General features: G+C 59.0%; 17 protein-coding genes. 5 read left to right on the plus strand and 12 right to left on the minus strand.

Annotated elements, in window-relative coordinates; genetic code table 11:
- From J7382_RS12070 to rlmJ, 11 genes are all read right to left on the minus strand, one after another.
- Complete coding sequence (locus tag J7382_RS12070; protein WP_209069275.1) at positions 1-2,880, minus strand: monovalent cation/H+ antiporter subunit A; 2,880 nt, start codon at positions 2,878-2,880, stop codon at positions 1-3.
- 124 nt (positions 2,881-3,004) lie between these two features.
- On the minus strand, positions 3,005-4,963 hold the full coding sequence (locus J7382_RS12075; protein ID WP_209069276.1) for a multiheme c-type cytochrome: 1,959 nt from the start codon (positions 4,961-4,963) through the stop codon (positions 3,005-3,007).
- Positions 4,964-4,973: 10 nt separating this feature from the next.
- Positions 4,974-6,296: a BatD family protein gene (locus J7382_RS12080; protein WP_209069277.1), complete on the minus strand. Its 1,323-nt coding sequence runs from the start codon at positions 6,294-6,296 to the stop codon at positions 4,974-4,976.
- A complete protein-coding gene (locus J7382_RS12085) occupies positions 6,293-7,921 on the minus strand; it encodes a VWA domain-containing protein (protein WP_247744983.1) in 1,629 nt (542 codons plus the stop codon). Before J7382_RS12085 ends, J7382_RS12080 begins: the two co-directional genes overlap by 4 nt.
- The gene (locus tag J7382_RS12090) at positions 7,918-8,901 is read right to left on the minus strand and encodes a VWA domain-containing protein (RefSeq protein ID WP_209069278.1); all 984 of its coding nucleotides are present in this window, start codon (positions 8,899-8,901) and stop codon (positions 7,918-7,920) included. Before J7382_RS12090 ends, J7382_RS12085 begins: the two co-directional genes overlap by 4 nt.
- A complete protein-coding gene (locus tag J7382_RS12095) occupies positions 8,894-9,436 on the minus strand; it encodes a DUF4381 domain-containing protein (protein ID WP_209069279.1) in 543 nt (180 codons plus the stop codon). Before J7382_RS12095 ends, J7382_RS12090 begins: the two co-directional genes overlap by 8 nt.
- Positions 9,433-10,419, minus strand: coding sequence for a DUF58 domain-containing protein (locus J7382_RS12100; RefSeq protein ID WP_247744984.1), 987 nt, complete (start codon positions 10,417-10,419; stop codon positions 9,433-9,435). The genes J7382_RS12095 and J7382_RS12100 overlap by 4 nt, the downstream gene beginning before the upstream one ends.
- Positions 10,420-10,455: 36 nt before the next feature.
- Positions 10,456-11,448, minus strand: a complete 993-nt coding sequence (locus tag J7382_RS12105; protein ID WP_209069280.1) for a MoxR family ATPase — start codon at positions 11,446-11,448, stop codon at positions 10,456-10,458.
- A 2-nt stretch (positions 11,449-11,450) separates the two neighbouring features.
- On the minus strand, positions 11,451-12,431 hold the full coding sequence (locus J7382_RS12110; protein WP_209069281.1) for an HAD family hydrolase: 981 nt from the start codon (positions 12,429-12,431) through the stop codon (positions 11,451-11,453).
- Positions 12,432-12,515: 84 nt separating this feature from the next.
- Positions 12,516-14,105: an arylsulfatase gene (locus J7382_RS12115; protein ID WP_209069282.1), complete on the minus strand. Its 1,590-nt coding sequence runs from the start codon at positions 14,103-14,105 to the stop codon at positions 12,516-12,518.
- Positions 14,106-14,297: 192 nt separating this feature from the next.
- Complete coding sequence (gene rlmJ / locus J7382_RS12120) at positions 14,298-15,092, minus strand: 23S rRNA (adenine(2030)-N(6))-methyltransferase RlmJ (RefSeq protein ID WP_209069283.1); 795 nt, start codon at positions 15,090-15,092, stop codon at positions 14,298-14,300.
- 232 nt (positions 15,093-15,324) lie between these two features.
- Here rlmJ and J7382_RS12125 point away from each other — a divergent pair, with 232 nt between their 5' ends.
- From J7382_RS12125 to rodA, 5 genes are all read left to right on the plus strand, one after another.
- Positions 15,325-16,365, plus strand: coding sequence for a rod shape-determining protein (locus J7382_RS12125; RefSeq protein WP_058241485.1), 1,041 nt, complete (start codon positions 15,325-15,327; stop codon positions 16,363-16,365).
- Positions 16,366-16,444: 79 nt separating this feature from the next.
- The gene (gene mreC / locus J7382_RS12130) at positions 16,445-17,338 is read left to right on the plus strand and encodes a rod shape-determining protein MreC (protein WP_058241484.1); all 894 of its coding nucleotides are present in this window, start codon (positions 16,445-16,447) and stop codon (positions 17,336-17,338) included.
- On the plus strand, positions 17,331-17,864 hold the full coding sequence (locus J7382_RS12135; RefSeq protein ID WP_209069284.1) for a rod shape-determining protein MreD: 534 nt from the start codon (positions 17,331-17,333) through the stop codon (positions 17,862-17,864). The genes mreC and J7382_RS12135 overlap by 8 nt, the downstream gene beginning before the upstream one ends.
- Positions 17,864-19,804 (plus strand): penicillin-binding protein 2, encoded by a 1,941-nt coding sequence (mrdA, locus tag J7382_RS12140; protein WP_209069285.1) that lies wholly within the window; start codon positions 17,864-17,866, stop codon positions 19,802-19,804. Before J7382_RS12135 ends, mrdA begins: the two co-directional genes overlap by 1 nt.
- Positions 19,805-19,813: 9 nt before the next feature.
- Positions 19,814-20,953 carry a rod shape-determining protein RodA gene (gene rodA / locus J7382_RS12145; protein ID WP_209069286.1) on the plus strand — a complete coding sequence of 380 codons (1,140 nt, stop codon included), beginning with the start codon at positions 19,814-19,816 and terminating at the stop codon, positions 20,951-20,953.
- A 192-nt stretch (positions 20,954-21,145) separates the two neighbouring features.
- Here the strand turns inward: rodA and J7382_RS12150 are convergent, their stop codons facing one another.
- Positions 21,146-22,009, minus strand: a complete 864-nt coding sequence (locus J7382_RS12150) for a LysR family transcriptional regulator (RefSeq protein WP_209069287.1) — start codon at positions 22,007-22,009, stop codon at positions 21,146-21,148.
- Positions 22,010-22,048: the final 39 nt, after the last annotated feature.

Here is a 22,048-nt window from a genome sequence, read left to right on the forward strand (position 1 = left end):
TCACTGGCCCTCCTTCTGTGTCTGCGGCGCCTCTGACGCCTCCTCTGCTTGCGTGGACGGATCATAATCCATCGGCTCCACGTTCACCGTCTCCCCCGCAAACCGAGCAATCCGCGACAGACTGTAAAGCATCAGCATCACCGCCCCCAGAACCGCAAGGAACACACCCAGATCAAAGGCAATCGCCGTGGCCCATTCAAATTCCTCGATAGGCGGGAAGTGCAGATATCCAAACGCGCTTGTCAGGAAAGGCTTGCCTGCCAGCCAGGCCCCCACACCGGTCAGCCCGGCAATCAAAACGCCCCAGCCAATCATCGTGTGATACTCCATACGCTGGCGCAGCTGTGTCCAGGCAAAACCAGAAGCCATATACTGCATCAACAGTGCAATAGAGACCACGAGACCAGCCACAAAGCCACCGCCGGGCTGATTGTGACCGCGCAGGAAGATATAGACCCCAACCATCAGCGCAATCGGCAGCATGGCACGTGTGGCCACCACCATCATCAACGGGTGGCGATCCCGCGAACGGTCAGGTGAGAAGGTTCTGTCGCGCAGCCGTTTGGCCGCAGGTCCACGCAACAGCGCGTCCATCAGCGCATAAATGGTCAGACCCGCGATACCCAAAACGATGATCTCGCCATAGGTGTCATAGCCCCGGAAATCCACCAAGATGACGTTGACCACATTGGTGCCCCCGCCCCCTTTGTAGGAATTGGCAAGGTGATAAGCCGAAATGCTCTCGCCATCGCGCAATAGAAACGCCATCGCCAAAGCTGCCACAGCCACGCCCGCTGTCACGGCAATCGCCCCATCACGCAGCCGCTTGCTTGTGCTGCTTTCCGCGGGTGTTTCCTTGGGCAAGAAGTAAAGCGCCAACAGCAAAAGCAGAATGGTCACGGTTTCCACGGAGATTTGCGTGAGCGCCAGATCGGGCGCAGATAGATAGACAAAGCCACCGGAAATCATCAAACCGATAATGGAAATAAAGATCAGGGAGCGGAAGCGATTGCGATGCTGGCTCACCACAAGCCAGGCCGCCGCAATCATCGCCACCCATCCGACCCAGACAAGAGGCGGCACAGGCAGAAGCGCGCGTGTCACAGGCCCAAGTCCACCGGTTGCATAGGCGTGGTAGCCTAGCCCAACGGTAAACACCACAAAGACAGCGAGATAGCGGCTCATCACCCCATTGTGGGTGCCCTCCGTGATCCTGCGCGCCGTCGCAAGCGCCGCCGTCATGACGCGGTCAAACATGTCTTTGGCTTCTGGGCGGGGCATGCGATTCCAGATCTTGTCCAAGCCGCCATGCAGCAACAAGAGCACAGCACCCAAAACCACGGCCACAGCAGACATGAACAGCGCTGTGTTCAGACCATGCCAAATTTTCAGGTACGGCTTGGTTTCCGCCCCTACCACGGCACTGGAGGCCACCTTCACCAAAGGTTCCGCGAGATGTGGCAACAGACCAATCACCACAACCAGAACGCTCAAAATCGCAGGCGCGGCGTAAAGACCAAAGGGCGGATCATGCGGCTTGGCCGGGTAATCATCGCGCACCGGGCCGCCAAACACATGGAAAATGAACCGGAAGGAGTAAGCTACAGAAAAGCTCGCCCCCAGCGTCGCCAGAACCGGCACAAGCCAGGGGTTATGATACCATGTGGTATGCAGCGTCTCTTCCAGCATCATCTCTTTGGAAATAAAGCCATTGAGCGGAATAATCCCCGCCATGGACAAGGCCGTGATCGTGCCAATGATGGCGGTGATCGGCATCAGCTTTGCCAGACCGCCCAAACGCTTGATGTCGCGTGTGTGCGCCTCGTGATCAACAATCCCTGCCGTCATAAACAACGCGGCTTTGAAGGTCAGATGGTTGATGATGTGAAACACAGCTGCAATCGCCGCAGCTTTGGTGCCAAAGCCCAGCAACATGGTCAGCAAACCCAAGTGGCTGACCGTTGAGAACGCCAGAAGCCCCTTCAAGTCATCCTTGAACAAAGCGATCACAGCGCCCAGCACCATCGTGATCAGACCTATGGTTGCCACGAGATAAAACCACGCGTCGGTGCCAGCGAGGGCGGGCCACATCCGAGCCATCAGGAAGACACCGGCTTTCACCATCGTCGCACTGTGCAGATAGGCCGAAACCGGCGTCGGCGCGGCCATGGCATGTGGCAACCAGAAATGGAAAGGGAACTGCGCAGATTTCGTGAACGCCCCCAACAGGATCAGAATGAGCGCAGGCAGATACCACTCACTCGCCTTGATCACATCGCCCTGTGCCAGAATGTCAGTGAGATTGTAGCTGCCCACAATATTGCCAAGGATCAGCATGCCCCCGATCATCGCGAGCCCCCCGGCCCCCGTCACTGTCAGCGCCATGCGTGCGCCTTGCCGCCCTTCCGGCAGATGTTTCCAATAGCCAATCAGGAGGAAAGAGGAAAGAGAGGTCATCTCCCAGAAGATAAGCAAAAGCAGGATGTTGTCAGACAGGACAATGCCCAGCATCGCGCCCTGGAACAGCAACAGATACGTGTAAAACTGCCCCATCGGATCTTTGGCGGATAGGTAGAAACGCGCGTAAAGGATGACCAAAAGCCCAACGCCGAGGATCATCCCCGCAAACAAGAGCCCCAAACCATCCAGAAAGAAACTCGCAGACAGGCCAAGTTGCGGCAGCCAGTCGATTGTTGTGGACAGGACTTCGCCGCGCATCACCGCAGGCGCCTGTGTCAGCAACAAGAGTAAGGCAAGCACCGTAGGCACGGCCGTGAACGATGCACAGGCATTGCGCCCCGCCCGTATCATGATCCCCGGCATCAAAGCACCCAAAAAGGGCAATATGGCAATGAATGCCAGAATACTGCCGTCGCGCATCAACGCTCTCCCCCTATTTGTTTTCCGATAGATAGACTTGCAACCTAGCTAAAACAACCGACTCCGTCGAAAGGTTGTAGCAAAACCTAAGGGTTAAGCGGCTCAGGGGTGCCTGTGCTGCTACCTATAGCTGATCTGCCATTTGCTGCAACACCTGATCTTCCGGGTTGTAGCGCAATGCTCTTCGCAGATGACGCGCAGCGGCGGCCCGCCCCTCAGTTTGCGCAGAAAGGCGCACAAGTGACTGCCATGCCTGAACATTTTGAGGGTTGATACGGACAGCTTCCCTCAAAGAGGCAATGGCTGCCGGGATATTGCCAGCCACCATCGAATAGCCCGCCACCTGCAAATGCGCCTCTGCGAAGTCCAACTGGTTGCGCACCATGGCGCCAAATTCCTGATAGGCCTGCCCAACATATGGGCGCAGGCTGTCTGGCATCCGCGAGGCAGGTTGCCCCATGATCGCCCGCGCTGCGGCGATCCGCACCGCACGCACTTCATCATTGAGCCCTTTGATCAGATAGGGAGCCGAGGCCACGGCGGCCCGTTCCTTCAAAGCATCCAGCGCGCCAACCCGCACCTGTGGGTCAGGATCCTCTAAAAAGGCCCCCAGCTCTGCCAAATCCAGCGCATTGGCGCCCGGCCCCAACAGCCAAAGCGCTGTCGCTCTGACCATATCCGCCTGACTGGCGTCCTGCGCAAGCGCCATCAGCTCACCAGCTGCGGCTTGCGAGTTGCCGCGCCCTCGCGCCAGAACATCCCCATAATGCGGGGTGCGCCAGCGTCCTTGAGGAAACCATGCCGCCACCTGCGCCGCCGCCCAGTCACTGTCCTCATCGCTGTGACATCGGGTGCAGGCATCCGGAGTATTCAATCTTGCGGAGACATCCGGGCGCGGCACGCGGAAATTGTGATCGCGACGCCAATCGTTGCCCATATAGACCTGATCCATCATGTGGCAGCTCACGCATTGCCCACCTTCGCTGTCTTCCGCGTGTTTCGTGTGGGCAACACTGTCATATTCTGCCAGTCGCAACGTGGGAAAATCAGGATTTCCAGCCTCAGAGTGACACTGTGTGCAGATCGCATTGCCCTCTGCGACCAGGGCGCTGCTGTGGGGTTCGTGGCAATTGGCACAGGTGACACCTGCATCGTGCATTTTGGATTGTTTGAACGACCCATAAACATAGACTTCATCAAGGATCTGGCCATCCGCGTGATACAAACCCGGCCGCAGCATTGCGAGGTTATACGCCTCCGCAAAAGCTGTCCCCGGCAGCGGATTGCCCTCTCCAAAGGCTTCGCGCCGGGAATGGCAGCCCGCACATTGCTCCATGGCCTTTTGCGGGTCTCCCATCTCCGCCGAAAAGCCCCAGTCATTTAAGGCAATCGCATAGCGCCCCGGCGGTGTCGTCCCCTCTTGTACGATTTCCAGATGCGCAGCCCCCGGTCCATGACAGGCCTCGCAGCCCACGCCAATCTCCACCTGCGTGGAGGCGTAGCGTTTGGTGCGAAAATCGTAGTTTTTCTCAAACCCCGTAGCATGGCATTCCGCGCAGCGCGCGTTCCAGTTCTTATAAGCTCCACTCCAGTGATAGGCGTCCTGCGGTGGCAGGTCCTGATCGGGATACAGATGGAACCACGCCTTCTGCTCAACATCCCAGACCACATCAAAACTCTGCATCCGGCCTTTGCCAGTCTCAAGGATCAGATGTTCAAGTGGCGTCACCCCACCAACAGAATGCACGGTATAGCGGCGCTCGATGCCGTCTTTTTCCAACACGGTGACAATCCGCGCATCGCCCTCTGTGGTGAAGGTCGCCTGCATCCCATCATGTTCAAAGACCTCCCCTTCAAACGCCCCCACCAACATGTCTGGCCCCGGCATCCGCCAGGCCTGTGCATGATGGGACATCTCCCAGTTTTCTGCGGCATCTTCGTGACAGGACACACAGGCCTGAGAGCCAACATACTCCGGCACCTCCTGCGCGGCTTGCGATGTATCTTGCGCAGATGCAGAGGTGGCGGCGGCAACAGCGGCAAAAGCCCCCGCGCACAGCAGGCTACCGATCATTCGGAACATTCGGGGTCTTTCACTTTAGCTGTGTCGCCACAGGGTTTAGAGCCATCAAAGCGGCTGTCTCATTTCTTAAAGGATAGCGCGCCGTTCCGTGCAGTCCATGTAATTTCTGCGCCAAAGCCTTCCAATCCGCGACGACCTGCGATGATGTCTCTCGCCCATAGCGACCACGCCCAAGGGCAAAAAACGCCTCCGTGACTGCGGCCTCCGCTGCCGGGTCTACCCCCACAACACGCGCACGCCAGAGCGCAAAGGCCTCCTGCGTCTGCAGCAGGTCCTGCTGTTTCACAGCGCCTTGCAAACGTTTCCACGCATAGCGCGCGCTTGCCACATGTCTTTGGCGGCGCGCAGTCAGATAGGCCGCCAAAGGCTCCGCCAGCCAAATCCGCGCCGCAAAGGCCAGCACAATAAGCAAAGCCGCCACGCCAACCAAAGGTATCAGACGTGTGTAGTCTCTCCCCTCAGGCCCAACCGCAACCAAAGGTGCCGACGCTTTGACAGCGATCTCAGGCAGGGTGGCCTCCTCAAGGCTTTGGGTCTTCAGGTTGTACCACCTCAGCGTGATCTCAGGCAGAACCCCATCCACGCCCCCTTCGGCAACATAGACAACGGTTTCTGTGCGCAGCCCTGTCAGAAGACCACGATCTTCTTTCTCCTCCACCTGCGGTGTCTCAGGATAGGCACGCAGCCCACCGGGTACTTCCTCAGATACCAAAGATGGCAAAAACATCGGCGTTACGCCGTCAATCTCTGCCGTCACAACTCGCGTAAAACTGTCCCCAGCCTTCAGATCTTCGGGCGTGCCTTCCACCTTTTGAGACAGCTTCAAATCATTGGCCGCAATAAAGGGATCAAGGCCTTCGGCCCCTTCGGGCATCACCCCAGTGAGTGTGATCTCAGGCACCGCAAGGCTTTCTTCGATCACATCGCTGCCGCTTTCGGCCTGATAACGCACCTGAACATCGCTGGCAGGCAAGGTAAACGTCCCCGGCACCAAAGGGGTGATCTGATAGCGCCGCGTGATCCCGGACCAGGTCTCACCGCCCACCGTTTTGCTTGTGGCCGTGCTGGCTTTTTTCGGCAATTGCACCAAGAGGTTCGCACTCTCAAAATCAGGCCAAATCGGCGGATCCGGCATGAATGTGGGCACAAAAACAGTCAACCGCAGAGTCAGGGGCTGCCCCGGCACGGTTTCCGTCTTCTCAAACTGCACCTCGATTTGCGCCTGTGCCGCCTGCCCTGCAGCAGCATTCGCCTCTGGGTCAGGTTGCTCTTGGGCAAAAACTGCGCCGCTCACCAACACAAGGCACGCGAGGCATCTCAAAATCCACGTCATTGCTCTGCCTCCTGCGCACCCGCAGTCTCAGCACTCTTGCGTTGCGCCGCTTCAAGCCGAAAACGCTGCTTCAGAAAATCTTCGGTACGCGTGTCCACTGTGCGCATCCACTGATCTGTGGACAAATGCGCCTCTGGGCTGTCCTCTTCAGACGCCTCAATCTGCGTCTCCACGCCCTTACCGGATTCATTGTCAAACACCACGTCATCCGCGCCGATGCCGCGATCCTCACCGGTGTCGGATTGCTCCCGCGTGGTTTCCACATAGGTCACGATCTCTTTGGACACGGGCAGGTTCTGCGCCGCCGCCTCATGTGCCGGATCAAGCGCAAGCGCACGCTCAAACGCGCGCACACCGTCTCGGTAGCCACGGGATTTCAAATGCGCCATGCCTTCAATAAAGGCGGCATCCGCAGTCTCCAGCCGGGACATTTCCTCAGCCGCGACCTCATATTGCCCCCCCCGATAAAGCGCGACGCCCCGCAGATACGGATCCGCAAAAGCTTCTGCGGCGCGCGCATAGTCTTTGTTCTGATAGGCAATCCAGCCTTGCTGATCGGGCGTCAAAAACCAGTCTCGCCAGCCATCCGCATGCGCCACCTGTGGCTGTAAGACCCACAGAACAAAAGCCATTTGCGCCGCCCACCGCACGGCCATGCCGCGCCGAAACCACAGCAGCAATAAAAGCAATGCAGGCCAAACCAGCCAAGCGCCGCGATCTTCCCAAGGCTGGGCTTCGTTGTCCAACTGCGCCCGTTGATAGGCTGAGGCCAGCGACCGCTCCACAGCCGCCACATCCCGCCCATCCGACGTCACGATATGGGCCGTACTGCCGGTTGGACCAGACGGCAGGGCAGCGTCCTCCGGCAAGAGATACAGAAAGCTCAAAGAGGCCACCTGTCCGTTCTCCGCAGGCGGGGCGTCTTCCGCCGCGCCTTCCTGTGACACAGACGCGCTAGTGGCGCTTGTGTCTTCGAGTGCGGCCACATCCGCTGCCGCCAGCTCATCAAGCAGGAAAACAATCCCACCCGCACTGGCTTCCCGCGCCAGCAAACTCTGCGCCAGCGCAAAGCCCTGTGCCACGTCCCGCCCCTCAATGGGCATCACATCCGGAGACAGCCCCTCAAGATAGGGCTGCATCACGCCGGGGTCTTCGCTCATCGGCACCACCACATGCGCCGACCCTGCGTAGCCCACAAGCGCCGTACGCGCGCCTGCGCGCAACTCCAACAGATCCATCGCCTTCTGTTTGGCTCGCGCCAGTCGGCTGGGTGCCACATCCGTGCCCTCCATCGACGGCGTGACCTGCATCACAATTACCAAAGGCGCGGTCTGCGCTGCAAAAGGCGCCGGCGCACGGCTCCATGTGGGACCCGCAGCAGCGCTGATCAACAACAGCAAGACAAGCGCAATCACATCAATGGGCTGCACGCCTCTTGAACTGTTTCCCGGCACGGTCAGGGCCGCTGCCAGATGCGGTGCGATCCAGTCACTGCGCAGCCCAGCGGCAGAGGATTTCCGTCGCGTCTGCCACCAGATCACAACAACCGGTATCGCCGCCAAAAACAGCCAGCCTCGCAAAAAATGAAACGCCTCAAGATACACCATTGCCGTCTCACCCGTCATCGCACCGGCCTCCGCATGCCACGCCCCCAGAAAGCCAGCATCAGCACCATCCCCAACGCAACCGCCCCCATCAGCGCATAATGACCCAGCGGTTCTCGTGGGCGCCAGCTCAGCGTGTCTTGATCGCGCGGTGTCTGGGCATCAATTTCATTGTAAATTGCCTCAAGCGCCGCACTATCAGCGGCAAAAAAACCTTCTCCGCCCGTACGTTGCGCCAAATCACTCAATGCATCCATATCAAGACGGTCTTCTCCAGTGCCCTCCGGATCCCCCACACCAATGGCAAACATGGTCACCCCTTTGTCACTGGCAATCTCCGCTGCATTCACAGGGCTCATCCGGCTGGCGGTATCATTGCCATCTGACAATAAGATCAACAGCCGCTCTTCGATTTCGCTAGCCTCAAAGCTATGGATCGCAAGGCCAATCGCATCGCCCAACGCGGTGTGTGGCCCGGCCATGCCCACCTGCGTCTGTCCCAACAGCGCTTCGACGGTGTCCAGATCTTCGGTCAGAGGGGCCTGCACATAGGCACGGGATCCAAAAACAATCAGAGAAACCCGATCCCCCTGCCTTTTCTCCAGAAACTCCGCCACCACGTCCTGAACAGCCGCAAGACGCTGCTGCGGCGCGCCATCTGCCCCGGGGAAATCCACCGCATCCATGGAGCCGGAGATATCAATCGCCAAAATCACATCGCGCGTCGCTTTGGTGATTTCTTGCGGCGGCCCCAAACGCACTGGCTCCGCCAAAGCCAAAAGCCCAAGCGCCCAGATCACGGCTCCAACCAACAAAGCCCGCCGTTTATGGGCAACAACCGTCGCCCCATCGCGCACAACCGCGCCGGTGCGTTCTGTCAGCGCAGCGAAAAACGGCAATCTCAGCGCATCATCACGTTGTCGAAACGCAGGTGCCAGAAGCCGCACAAGCCATGGCAGGGGCAGCAAAACAAAAACCCAGGGATGCGTCAGTTCAAACATCTCCAGCCTCCGCCAATAGGTCTTGCAGGGGATGGGCTGGATCATGTGTTTTGATCCATTTGCGTGCAAGCTGCGCCACCTCAGCCCCTCCGCTCACAGGCCCCGCCACATAGGCCGCCGTTGCAAGCACCCGTCCTGCCCCGGTCTCAAAAGCCGCTTCCTGACCAGTTTGCGCCAAAAACCGCAACCACGCCGTACCACTCAGAGAGGCCACAGCCTCACGCCCATAAGCCGTCAGCGCAGTGCGTTTGAGGACTGTGGAGATCATTACCACATCTTCCCCTGCTCCACTCAACGCCTGCAGAGCTTCTCGACGATAGGCATTGGCCTGATATCTTTTCCAGCGCACCCAGCCACGCCAAACCGCAACCAAAAGCAAAACAGCCGCCAGAACCGCCCAACCGGCGGTCTGTGGCATCATAGAAACAGCCGCCGGGTCAGGCACCTCCGCAAGCTGGTTCATCAGGCCGACGAGGCTGTCTGTGTCCCCCTGCGCCTGCGTCCCTGCTGCCTGCTGCGTTTGGGTCTCATTCATCGCCTCACGCCTCCCAGCGCCTGAACCACCTGCGGCAAAGTCTCTTCCGCTGTGCTGAGCGACAGAACAGACAGGCCAATACGATTTTGCCATGTACGGACCTGCGCCAGACGATCCGCAGACAGCGCCAGAACATCAGAGCGCATCTGCGCATCTGACATGTTCAGCTCCGCCTGTTTTGCGCCATCTGTCCCGGTAATCGTGCCCGCTTCCGGCAACTGCGCCGATGCCGGGTCCCGCACCACTGCCAAAACCAAATCATTGTGTTGCGCAATGGTGCCCAGATGGCGCTCTGTCGCCGCATCAGCCGCATCAAAATCACTGATCAAGATGACGAGATGATCCCGTGTGGCAAGCTTGCGCACAGATTTCAGAACGTCATTCAGCGCCATGGGTGTGACCGTTGGCGCTGTAGCACTCAGCCTGGCATTGGCGGTGGCAACCGCCGTTAACATACGCGTCAGTGCGGCCTGCCCGCGTCCGGGACGCAGCTCCACCATATCCTGATCGCCAAAGACAATGCCGCCCACGCGATCCCCCTGCGCCGTCACCCGATGGGCGGCAATGGCCGCACATTCTGCGGCCGTCACAGCCTTGGTGTTGCGCACGGAGCCAAAAAACATGGACATGCGCTGATCCACCACAATCAATGTGGGGCGATCACGCTCCTCGGAGTAGACCCGCACATAGGGTTTGCCCGCCCGCGCCGTGACCTTCCAGTCAATCGCGCGCACATCATCCCCCGGCAGATAGTCGCGCAGCTCTTCAAAATCCAACCCACGTCCGCGAATGCGCGAACGGTGCCGCCCCTGCAATGCGGAGGTCGCTGGCTGACGCGGCAGGAAAGAAATCGCCCGCGCCGCCGGGGCCAGGCCGCGCAAATGTGACAGGCTCACGTGAATGCGCGGGTCTGTCGCGCTCGTCTTCTCCGACGCAGGCGCGCCAAGCCCCATGCGCGACAGAGCAGCTCGGTGTTTCCCCATGGAAAATCGCATTGTCTCTTGCCTCCGCAAACCCGCTTAGGGCAAGGCCACCTGCGCAAGCACCTCTGCCACCACTTGATCCGCAGACACGCCCGTGCCCTGCGCCTCATAGCTGAGCGCCAACCGATGACGCAGCACATCCGGCGCAATCGCGCGCACATCTTCCGGATCCACATAGTCGCGACCCGCCAGCCAGGCATGGGTGCGCGCGCAGCGATCCAAGGCCAGCGAGGCACGCGGGCTGGCACCAATCTCAATCCATTTGGCAAGGGTGTCGCCAAACTCCGCCGGGGTGCGTGTGGCCTGCACGATGGTGGCCATATAGGTTTCCATCGCCTCAGCGCAGTGCAAAGCCGCGATCTCGCGCCGCGCGTCAAACACCACATCCTGCGCAATCGGTGGACGCGGCGCTTCTGCCCCGCCCTCCTGGGTCTGCGCCATCAGCGCCGCCTGCTCTTCGCGGCGCACAAGACGGATCACTTCGATCTCATCCGCCAGAGGGGGATACTCAATGCGCACATGCATCAGGAACCGGTCCATCTGCGCTTCGGGCAGCGGATAAGTGCCTTCCTGCTCCACCGGGTTCTGCGTGGCCAAAACCATAAACAGCGGCGCCATTTTATGCGTGGTGCCCGCAACAGTTACCTGCCGCTCTTCCATCGCTTCGAGCAACGCCGCCTGCACTTTCGCAGGCGCGCGGTTGATCTCATCGGCCAGCACGATATTGGCAAAAATCGGGCCCGGCTGAAATTTGAACTGACCACCAGCGTCACTCTGAAAGTACATCTCTGTGCCGGTCACATCTGCCGGCAAAAGATCCGGGGTGAACTGGATGCGAGAGTAATCACACTCCATATTTTTGGCCAGGGCCTTCACGGCACGGGTCTTGGCGAGGCCAGGCAGCCCCTCCAGCAAAAGGTTGCCATTGGCCAACAGCCCGACCAGCAGGCGGTCAATCACCGCCTCCTGACCAATAATTGATTGCTGCATGCGCTCTTTTAACGCTTGGATCTGCTCCATCGTGCCCATGATTATTCTGCACCCTCGCCCGTGAAAATCCGGCTCCAGTCCTCTTTCATGTCAATCAGAACCCAGCCCCGCGCATCCGCCTCGTCAAGACCGCGGTTCAAGACACCGATATGGCCTTCCCGATCATAGGCCCACTCACGCTCCGCATCGGTGTGATGCACATAAACGCCCAGCCGCGCCCCTTCGCCGGTGGTGGTGAATTCCAGCATCTCAAAATCGCCATCGGAGTTGCCCCCGGCCAGAATGGGCTGTTTGCCAATGTGGTGCATGATGCCCACAGGCTTGCCAGCCTTGTCATCATTGAAGAACAGTTCTGCACCTTTCATGATCACCGGCACGCCATCGATCATTTCATAGCTTGAGGTGATGGAGCTGCCGATCACCTGCTGTGGAGGAATGCCATAGGCGTCCTCTGCAAAAACCCGCATGAACTGAATGCCGCCGCCGGAAACAATGTAGGTTTGAAACCCCTCATCGCGCAGATAGCGCAGCAGTTCGACCATCGGCTGATAGGTCATCTCATCATAGCGCAGGCCAGTTTTGGGGTGGCGCGCCTCTTCCAGCCAGGCCGCAACGTCCTGCTGGAACTGATAAAGCGACACTTCTGTATGGGAGGCCGCGAGCACCTCAAGCAAGCCTTCCTTACCCGTCGCTGCCAGCGCCTCATAGTCGCCCGCCGCAGCAGCCTTCAGAGCATCGCTGGTCAGGATCGAGGGATCTTGCGCGGCCAGCTTGGCCACCTGATCCACCGCAAAAATCAATTGAAAATAGACCGGTTGTTCCGCCCAGAGCGTCCCGTCATTGTCAAACACGGCAACACGGTCGGCGGGCGTCACATAGTCCGCGCCCCCCACTTCAGAAACGGCTTCCACAAAGGAAATGATCTTCTCTTTGGACTCGCCCTGCCAAGAAGGCAGTGGATCCGCCATCACAGGTCCCATCCAAGCAGCCGCCAACAGGCCAGCACCAACAAAAAGCCGCATCAAAAGTCTCCGATTTTCGAAATCAAACAGTGATAGAAGCGAAGGACGCACCCTTGGGCGCGTCCCTCCATATTTTATCAAAGATCAGTCACCCACAGGGGCCGCCATCTTTTCGATCACCTGATCGAGGCTGAAGCTTGCCGCTTTCTGGCGTGGTGGGAACTCCTGGAAGGTCTCAAGGAAGTTGGCCACATACTGCTGTGCAGGCACCAGGAAGTACGCGCGATCGAGCCACCAGTCATAGTAGGTGTTGGAAGTGCGGTAAGACCGCTCATAAGGATCGCGGCGCAGGTTGAAGATCAGTGGCGCACGCAGTTCGGTCCAGGGCTCAAGCCATGCACGCAGCGTGCCCCAGGCTTTCTGCTCCATGAACATCAGTTTCCAATCCTGGAACCGCAGCGCGGTCAGATCCCCTTCGTCAGAGAAGTAGAAAATCTCTTTACGTGGCCCAACTTCGGCTTCACCGGTCAGCACTGGCAGGAAGTTGTAGCCGTCCAAGTGGACTTTGTATTCACGCCCAATCGCCTGAACACCGCCCGCTTTCAGCTCTTCCTTGATGTTGTCACGTCCAGCTGCGGCCAGAATGGTTGGCAGCCAGTCCATATGGTGCATGATCTCGTTGGAGACAGAGCCCGCTTCGATCTTACCCGGCCAGCGCACCATGGATGGCACGCGGAAAGCGCCTTCCCAGTTGGTGTTCTTTTCGCCCCAGAATGGGGTCATGCCCGCATCCGGCCATGTGTTCATGTGAGGGCCGTTGTCGGTGGAGTAGTGCACGATGGTATTGTCTGCGATGCCCAGCTCATCCAGCACATCCAGCAGTTGGCCAACCTGAATATCGTGCTCGATCATACCAGCGCTGTATTCATCCAGCTGACGACCCGCCAGATCGTTGGCCTTGCCGCGCATCTCTTCCTTCACGTGTGTGCGGAAGTGCATACGTGTACCGTTCCACCAAACGTAGAAAGGCTTGCCCTGTTCATTGGCACGTTTGATGAAATCGATGGCCGCATTGACGGTTTCCTCGTCAACGGTTTCCATGCGCTTCTTGGTCAGCGGGCCGGTATCTTCGATTTCGCCATCAGCGGAAGACTTGATCACACCACGTGGGCCAAAAGCCTCACGGAACGAACGGCCATCAGGCAGGGTCGCGTCGCCTGGATAGTCTTCGTTCTCGGGCTCTTCTTCTGCGTTCAGGTGGTAAAGGTTACCAAAAAATTCGTCAAAACCATGGTTTGTTGGCAGGTGCTCATCCTTGTCACCAAGGTGGTTTTTGCCAAACTGACCGGTCATATAGCCTTCTGCCTTCAAAAGACCTGCGATGGTTGGATCTTCTTCCTGCATACCCAGCTCTGCGCCGGGCAGGCCCACTTTGGACAGGCCGGTGCGGAACACCGATTGCCCCATGATGTAGGACGAGCGTCCTGCAGTACAGGATTGCTCACCATAGTAGTCGGTGAAGATCATGCCTTCATTGGCCACGCGGTCGATGTTTGGCGTGCGATAGCCCATCAGACCCATCGTGTAGGCGGAGATATTGGATTGACCAATGTCATCCCCCCAGATCACGAGCACATTTGGTTTCTCCTGCGCCGTCAGAACGGTCGCAAAGGACGCCAGAACAGCAGCAGCGGCCGTGACATTTCTGACGGCCTTAAGTGGGGTCAAACCCATAACAAAACTCCCTTAAGAAAAGCGCACCTGAAAATATCTTTTGGCTATATATCGGCATAAAAACACTCACAGGCACCACGCGTAAAAAATCGCGAAGGCTCACGCTTATGTCAATTGAATTTACTGGATAATTTTTGAATTTCAGAAAGTGAAACCGAACCAGAGAAACACTGAAAACATACCCGCAAACGACTAACGCTTGGGGGCGCGAAGAGCGGCAAATCTCTTCGTCAGACGCTGCGCCTCTTCATGCAAACCAAAAGGCGCATTGATGATAAACATGCCTGATCCTACCATACGATGCCCCTCTCGTGCAGGGGGGAAAACCACCTCATGATGCAGGACCTTAGGGAAGCCCTGCGCCACAAGCGCTGCAATCATCGGTTTGTGCAGCCCATCTGTAAGAATGGGATACCAGAGGGCAATCACGCCAACATTCCACTTGCGATGCAGCTTCCCAATCCACCCTGGCAGCGTTTTATAGTCGTCTTTGATCTCATAGCTCGGATCAATCAGCAGCGCCCCGCGCCGCGGTGTCGGCGGGCAAATCCCCATTACAGTCTCAAAACCATCCTTCTGATGAATTTTCGCCCCGGTTGTGCGCATCGCCTGTCGCAATGCCCCAGCCTCCTGTGGGTGCAATTCACAGAGCTGCACAGAATCCTCCGGGCGCAAAAGCGCGCCCGCTACCGCTGGTGAGCCCGGATAGGATGCCGCCCCATGTACGGCCCGCACCTGTTCAAGCGCTCGCATGTAAGGGTGATCCGCTGCAAACCAATCCTGCGCACGCCCAATCCCGGCCTCTGCTTCTCCGGTTTTCAACGCAGCAGCATCATCAAGCTGATACACACCACGCGCCGCATGGGTTTCCAGATAACTCAGGGGTTTGGACTTCTGGGTCATATAGTCCAGCATCACCGCCATCAGCGCGTGTTTTTGAACATCCGCCAGATTTCCGGCGTGGTAGATATGTTGATAAGACAGCATATGCCGTCTTTAGACGACTGCACCGCCCTTGCCCAGACGAGAAGCAGACGATCATAGCGCGGCCTCTTGCCTGGATCCTTTTGCTGCAAAAGTTCACACGGGCGACGCTGTCATGGCAGAATGTTGCCTCTGCGCCAACCGAGGCCTTTCACAAAGCGCAGGCTCTTCCTATAAGAAAGCGCCTGCGCTTGAGAGAGTCGCGGGCCAAGGGATTCTTTGGGGACAAAATCATATGCTGGGAAATTTGGGCGGCCTGTTTACTTCTGACATGGCCATCGACCTCGGGACTGCGAACACGCTGGTCTATGTAAAAGGTAAAGGCGTTATTCTCAGCGAACCCTCCGTGGTGGCCTACCATGTGAAAGATGGTGTGAAAAAAGTGCTCGCCGTCGGCGAAGACGCCAAACTCATGCTGGGACGCACCCCGGGAAGCATCGAAGCCATCCGCCCGATGCGTGATGGGGTGATTGCCGATTTTGACACCGCCGAAGAGATGATCAAGCATTTCATCCGCAAGGTGCACCGCCGCTCAACCTTCTCCAAACCCAAAATTATTGTCTGCGTGCCCCATGGGGCAACCCCTGTCGAGAAACGCGCAATTCGCCAATCCGTGCTCTCTGCCGGCGCGCGCCGTGCGGGGCTGATTGCCGAACCCATCGCCGCCGCCATCGGTGCAGGCATGCCAATCACCGATCCCACCGGCAACATGGTTGTGGACATTGGTGGCGGCACCACAGAAGTGGCGGTTCTGTCGCTGGGCGATATCGTCTATGCGCGATCTGTACGCGTGGGCGGCGACCGTATGGATGAAGCCATTATCAACTATCTGCGCCGCCAGCAGAACCTGCTGGTCGGTGAATCCACAGCAGAGCGCATCAAAACCTCCATTGGCACGGCCCGTATGCCCGACGACGGCCGCGGTGCCTCGATGCAAATTCGCGGCCGCGATCTGTTGAATGGTGTGCCCAAAGAGACCGAAATCAGTCAAGCTCAGGTTGCTGAAGCGCTGGCTGAACCGGTGCAACAGATCTGCGAGGCCGTGATGACCGCTCTCGAAGCCACCCCGCCAGATCTCGCCGCAGATATTGTGGATCGTGGCGTGATGCTGACCGGAGGCGGTGCGCTTCTAGGCGACCTCGATCTGGCACTGCGCGAACAGACCGGCTTGGCCGTCTCCATTGCTGACGAAAGCCTGAACTGTGTGGCAATGGGCACCGGCAAGGCACTGGAGTATGAAAAACAACTCCGCCACGCCATCGACTACGACAGCTGAACCGGCCACCATACGCCGGATTGGCGTAGGCCGACCGGCAGTGTAAACTGGCCCCCATCACAGACCACCCGGAGGCACCTTGGCGAGAGACCGCAACCAGGGCGAAGATTACGCGGCACCGCTGAGGCGGTTGTTTCTGGGTGTGCTGCTGTTGAGCCTGCTGGGACTTTTTCTGATCTGGCGTATCGACAGTCCCCGGGTAGAGCGGTTCCGCGCTCAGATCACCAATGCTGTTGTGCCCAATTTTGACTGGGCCATGGCACCAGTGACCGGCACAATCAATCTTCTGCGCGATTTTCAAAGCTATCAACGCATCGTCGAACAAAACCGCGAGCTGCGCCGTGAGTTACAGAAGATGAAGGCCTGGAAAGAGGCCGCCAGCCAATTGAGCGAAGAGAACGCGCGCCTGTTGGATCTCAACAATGTGCGCCTTGATCCGGAACTGACCTATGTCACCGGCGTGGTCCTCGCCGACAGCGGCTCTCCTTTCCGGCAATCTGTGCTGCTCAACATTGGCGCGCGCGACGGCATTCTTGATGGCTGGGCCGCGATGGACGGGATCGGACTGGTTGGGCGCATATCTGGCGTTGGGCAATCTTCGTCACGCGTGATGCTTCTGACCGACAGCTCCAGCCGCATTCCAGCCCGCATTCAGGGATCCGGTCAAACAGCGCTGATTGTCGGCGACAACTCCAGCGCCCCGCATGTGGATTTTCTGGAAACCCCTGATCTGGTGCGCCCCGGCGATCGCGTGGTCACCTCTGGGGATGGCGGCGTCTTCCCCGGCGGCCTGTTGATTGGGCATGTGGCCACAGACCCGGCTGGACGTCTGCGGGTCCGTCTCTCGGCGGATTACGAGCGCTTGGAATTCCTGCGTGTGCTGCGCCATCATGGCCGCGAAACCGTTGGCACGCCGGGTTCCATTGTGGCTCCAGACGGTCCCGAAGCCTTCCTGGAGGGGCGCGATGGCTAAGGCTGCGCTTTCCAGCAAGTGGTTGATGCGCCTGCTCTTTGCAGGGCTCTGTCTGACGCTTATTTTTGTACAGCTCCTGCCTCTGGAAACCACACCACGCCGCTGGGCGGGACCGGACTTCATGCTGCTCGTCACTTTGGCCTGGGCTGGGCGGCGCCCGGACATCCCCTCGGCCCCGCTGGTCGCAGGGCTTTTCCTTTTGGCGGATTTCCTGCTGCTGCGTCCACCGGGGCTTGTGGCGGCAATTGTGGTGCTTGCCACCGAAATTCAGCGCAACCGCGCGCCGCGCATGCGCGACGCCACTTTTGCAAGTGAATGGCTCAATGCCGCGGTCCTGATGATCGGGATCTCCATCTGCTACCGCATCATCTCCGCCCTTGTGCTCTTGCCAACGCCCTCTCTGGGCCTCATGCTGATGCAGGTGATGATGAATATTGCAGTCTATCCGCTGGTTGTCTTCATATCTCACATCCTATTTGGTGTGCGCCGCGCCAATGTGCATGACTCTGCTGTGGGGGCCAATTGATGCGCAAAACCCCAACGGAAATCACCGAAGTTCACAGCCGCATGTCCCGGCGCACCCTCTTTCTGGGCGGCTCCATGCTGGCCTTCATGACAGGGCTCGGCTTTCGCATGCGCCATCTTCAACTGGATCAAGCGGATCAATACCGCCTGCTGGCAGAAGAAAACCGCATCAATATTCGTCTGATCCCGCCTGCCCGCGGGGAAATTTTTGACCGCAACGGCATTGTGCTGGCCCGAAATGAGCCGTCCTATCGCATCACCCTGGTGCCCGAAGATGCCGGGGATGTGGATAAGGTCATCGAAAAACTTGCCACTTTGGTCGAGCTCGATCCAAATGAGCTGGATCGCGCCGTCACAGAGATGCGGCGCTCCCCTCCCTTTCTGCCCGTCACCATCGCAGATCGCGTCAGTTGGGATGAGCTCTCCCGCGTGGCTGTGAACACCCCCGCGCTTCCCGGCATAACGCCAGAGGTGGGCCTCTCAAGATACTATCCGCTGCGCGGCGACTTGGCGCATGTTCTGGGCTACGTGGGGCCTGTGTCAGACTATGACCTCTCCAAGATCGACAACCCTGATCAACTTCTGCGCATTCCGCGCTTTCAAATCGGCAAGGTCGGCCTGGAAGGCCGTATGGAAGACGATCTGCGCGGTGTGGCGGGCACCAAACGGGTGGAAGTCAATGCCGTTGGCCGCGTCATGCGCGAGCTGGATCGCCGCGAAGGCCAACAGGGCGATGACGTACAGCTGACCATCGATCAACAATTGCAATCCTATGCGCAGGCCCGCCTTGGGGATGAAAGCGCGGCCGCCGTGGTGATGGACTGTGTAACAGGGGATTTGCTGGCCGTGGCCTCTGCGCCCAGCTTTGATCCAAACCTGTTTGTGCAGGGTATCTCCGTGGCCGACTATGGCACATTGACAAGCGACAATCACCGCCCGCTGGCCGCAAAATCGGTGCAGGGAGCCTACCCGCCCGGCTCCACCTTCAAGATGATCACTGCCCTTGCGGCGCTAGAGGCTGGCATCGTCGGCTATGCTGACACGGTCTACTGCCCCGGCCACATGAAGGTGTCCAACCGGCGCTTTCATTGCTGGAAACGGGGCGGGCACGGACATATGGATCTCGCCGGGGCGCTGCGTGAAAGCTGCGATGTCTATTTCTATGATCTCGCTATTCAGGTCGGCATCGACAAGATAGCAGAAGTGGCCACCAAACTGGGGCTTGGGCAACGCTATGATCTTCCGCTTTCCGGCATGGCGCGGGGACTGAACCCCAACCGCGCCTGGAAGGCAGATGTGCGTGGCGCGGACTGGGTGGTTGGGGATACGGCCAATGCCTCCATTGGGCAGGGCTTCGTGCTCGCCTCCCCCCTGCAACTCGCCGTGATGACCGCGCGTCTGGCCAGCGGCAAGGCGCTGGACCCGCGTATTGTGAAATCCGTCAATGGCGTCGAAGAACCCCTGCCCATTGTTCCAGATCTGGAGGTAAACGCCGCCCATCTCGCCGAAGTGCAACGCGGCATGTTTCAGGTGTCTAACCACCGGCGCGGCACCGCCTACAGCCAGCGCATCATCGACGATGAGTTTCGCATGGCGGGCAAGACCGGAACCTCACAGGTGCGTAACATCACCGCCGCCGAACGCGCCCGCGGCGTGACGCGCAATGAAGACCTGCCTTGGGAGCGGCGCGATCACGGCCTGTTTGTGAACTACGCCCCCTACGACAATCCCCGCATCGCCGTCGCGGTGGTGGTGGAACATGGCGGTGGCTCCAAATCAGCCACCCCTATTGGGCGCGATATTACCTTGCAGGCGCTTTATGGCGGCACGCCGCCGCTGTCGGCCTATCCGGCCAAGGACCGCGAGAAGATCAAAAAACAACAGGAAGAGATGCAGAAACTGGTGCCGGGGCGCGAGATCACCCGACGCAACCGGGCATAGGACGATCCCATGAGCTATCTGGAATATAACGTCAAACATGTGCCCACGGGCCTGCGCAAACTGCTCTATCTCAACTGGCCCATCCTGCTTTTGGTCTCCGCCGTGGCCGGGGTTGGGTTTCTGATGCTCTATTCCGTGGCTGGCGGGTCTTTCCGACCCTGGTCAGAGCCGCAAATGAAACGCTATGCCATGGGCCTGTCGGTCATGGTGTTTGTGGCTATGGTGCCCATCTGGTTCTGGCGTTCTGTGTCTGGTTTTGCCTATCTGGTCAGCCTCATTCTTCTGGTGGCGGTGGAAGTGATGGGCAGCGTCGGCATGGGTGCCCAGCGCTGGATAGACCTTGGGTTCATGCGGCTGCAGCCCTCCGAACTGATGAAAATCACCCTCGTGATGTGCCTTGCGGCCTATTACGACTGGCTACCAACCCACAAAACCTCCCGCCCGCTCTGGGTGGCTCTGCCCGTGATCCTGATCCTGCTGCCCACTTTTCTGGTATTGAAGCAGCCTGATCTCGGCACCTCCATCCTGCTGATGACCGGGGGCGCGATTGTGATGTTTCTGGCAGGCGTACACTGGGGCTATTTTGCCGCTGTGATCGGCATGGGGGTTGGGCTCGTGGCGGCCGTGTTTCAATCCCGCGGCACAGAGTGGCAACTGCTCAACAACTACCAATATCGCCGCATCGACACCTTTCTGGATCCTTCCTCAGACCCGCTGGGGGCGGGTTATCACATCACCCAGTCCAAAATCGCCCTGGGCTCGGGCGGTTGGACCGGGCGTGGCTTCATGCAGGGCACCCAGAGCCGTCTGAACTTCCTGCCGGAAAAACACACGGATTTCATCTTCACCACGCTGGCCGAAGAGTTTGGCTACATCGGTGCCGTATCTCTGCTGTCGATCTACGGGCTGATCATTCTGTTCTGCATTGCGGCCGCTCTGGCCAATAAAGACCGCTTTTCCTCGTTGCTCACACTTGGCATCGCCAGCGCGTTTTTCCTGTTTTTCGCCGTCAATATGTCGATGGTCATGGGGCTCGCCCCGGTTGTGGGCGTGCCGCTGCCTTTGGTGAGCTACGGTGGCTCGGCCATGCTGGTGCTGATGGTGGGGTTTGGCCTCATCCAAAGCGCCCATGTCCACCGCCCCCGCTAATGGCCCCGCTGACAGAACAACCCGCTTATGGCATAAGCAAAGGCTCCCGCATCCCGCGGCCCCCTATCGGGGACAGCGAGATTTTGGGCCCGGCTCAGCAAAACTGAGCCTAAAGCGTTTCGAAGTTTACCTAAATCGTCTCACGACACGCATGTCCCGAGAGTGCTGTAGGTATGGCAGGGTATTGCTGTCTCAAGTTGAGTCCGAAACGCTATATGCGCCACGCCCCTGCGTGAGCGCGGCAAATAAAACCTGCATCAGTGAGCTGCTGTGAGCGCGACGCCATGTGAGCACACCGACCTGTCGCACCGCACCTGAGATCGGCGAGAATGTGAGAGTCGGATGATGTCGGCTCAGCCCGCCCCAGCGCGGCAGCACCGCTTGCCCCAGCCCATCCGCCACCATCTGCGCAAGAATCTCGACTGCATCCATTTCGCACAGCACCTGTAGGGTGTCCCGCTGTGCCGCAAGTGCCTCCCAACAGGTTGCACCGCCCCAAGCCGTCCGACTGTAGAGCAGCAATGGCAGATCTGCGGCGGCCGCAGGCGGGCGCACCCAGCCAATCTCTTGCTGTTCCAGCAGATCAAACTGCATGGTCTTGGGCAAAGGAAAGGGCGGCGCGACCACCAACGCCGCGTCCAAATGCCCCGCTTCAAACTGTTCATAAAGCTGTGCGGAGCTGCCCGGCACAAGGCTGAGCGCCACATCCGGCGCCGCGGCCCCCAGATGCTGCACCAGCTTGGCACCATAGTCGCCAAGCACCGTGGAGATCGCCCCAAGCCGCAGCGTGCCACTCAAACGATCCTGAGCCAACCGCCCCGCCAGCCCCCCCTCAAGCGCCACCATCTGGCGCAGATCCGCCAACAGCACCTCACACTCAGGCGTTGGGGCCATGCGCCGCCCATCCCGCACCAGAAGCGGCACCCTCAACTGCGCCTCAAGCGCGCCAACCCGCTGTGCGGCAGCGGCCGGCGTGATGCCCTGCAGCCGCGCCGCAGCCGCCAAAGATCCGGCATCAATCGCCGCCACAAGCGTTCTGACAAATCTCACATCCATAGTTTTTCTTACGTCTGAATCCACAAAAATAACATAGCC

It is taken from the genome of Shimia sp. R11_0 (assembly GCF_017744035.1).
GTDB lineage: Bacteria > Pseudomonadota > Alphaproteobacteria > Rhodobacterales > Rhodobacteraceae > Shimia > Shimia marina.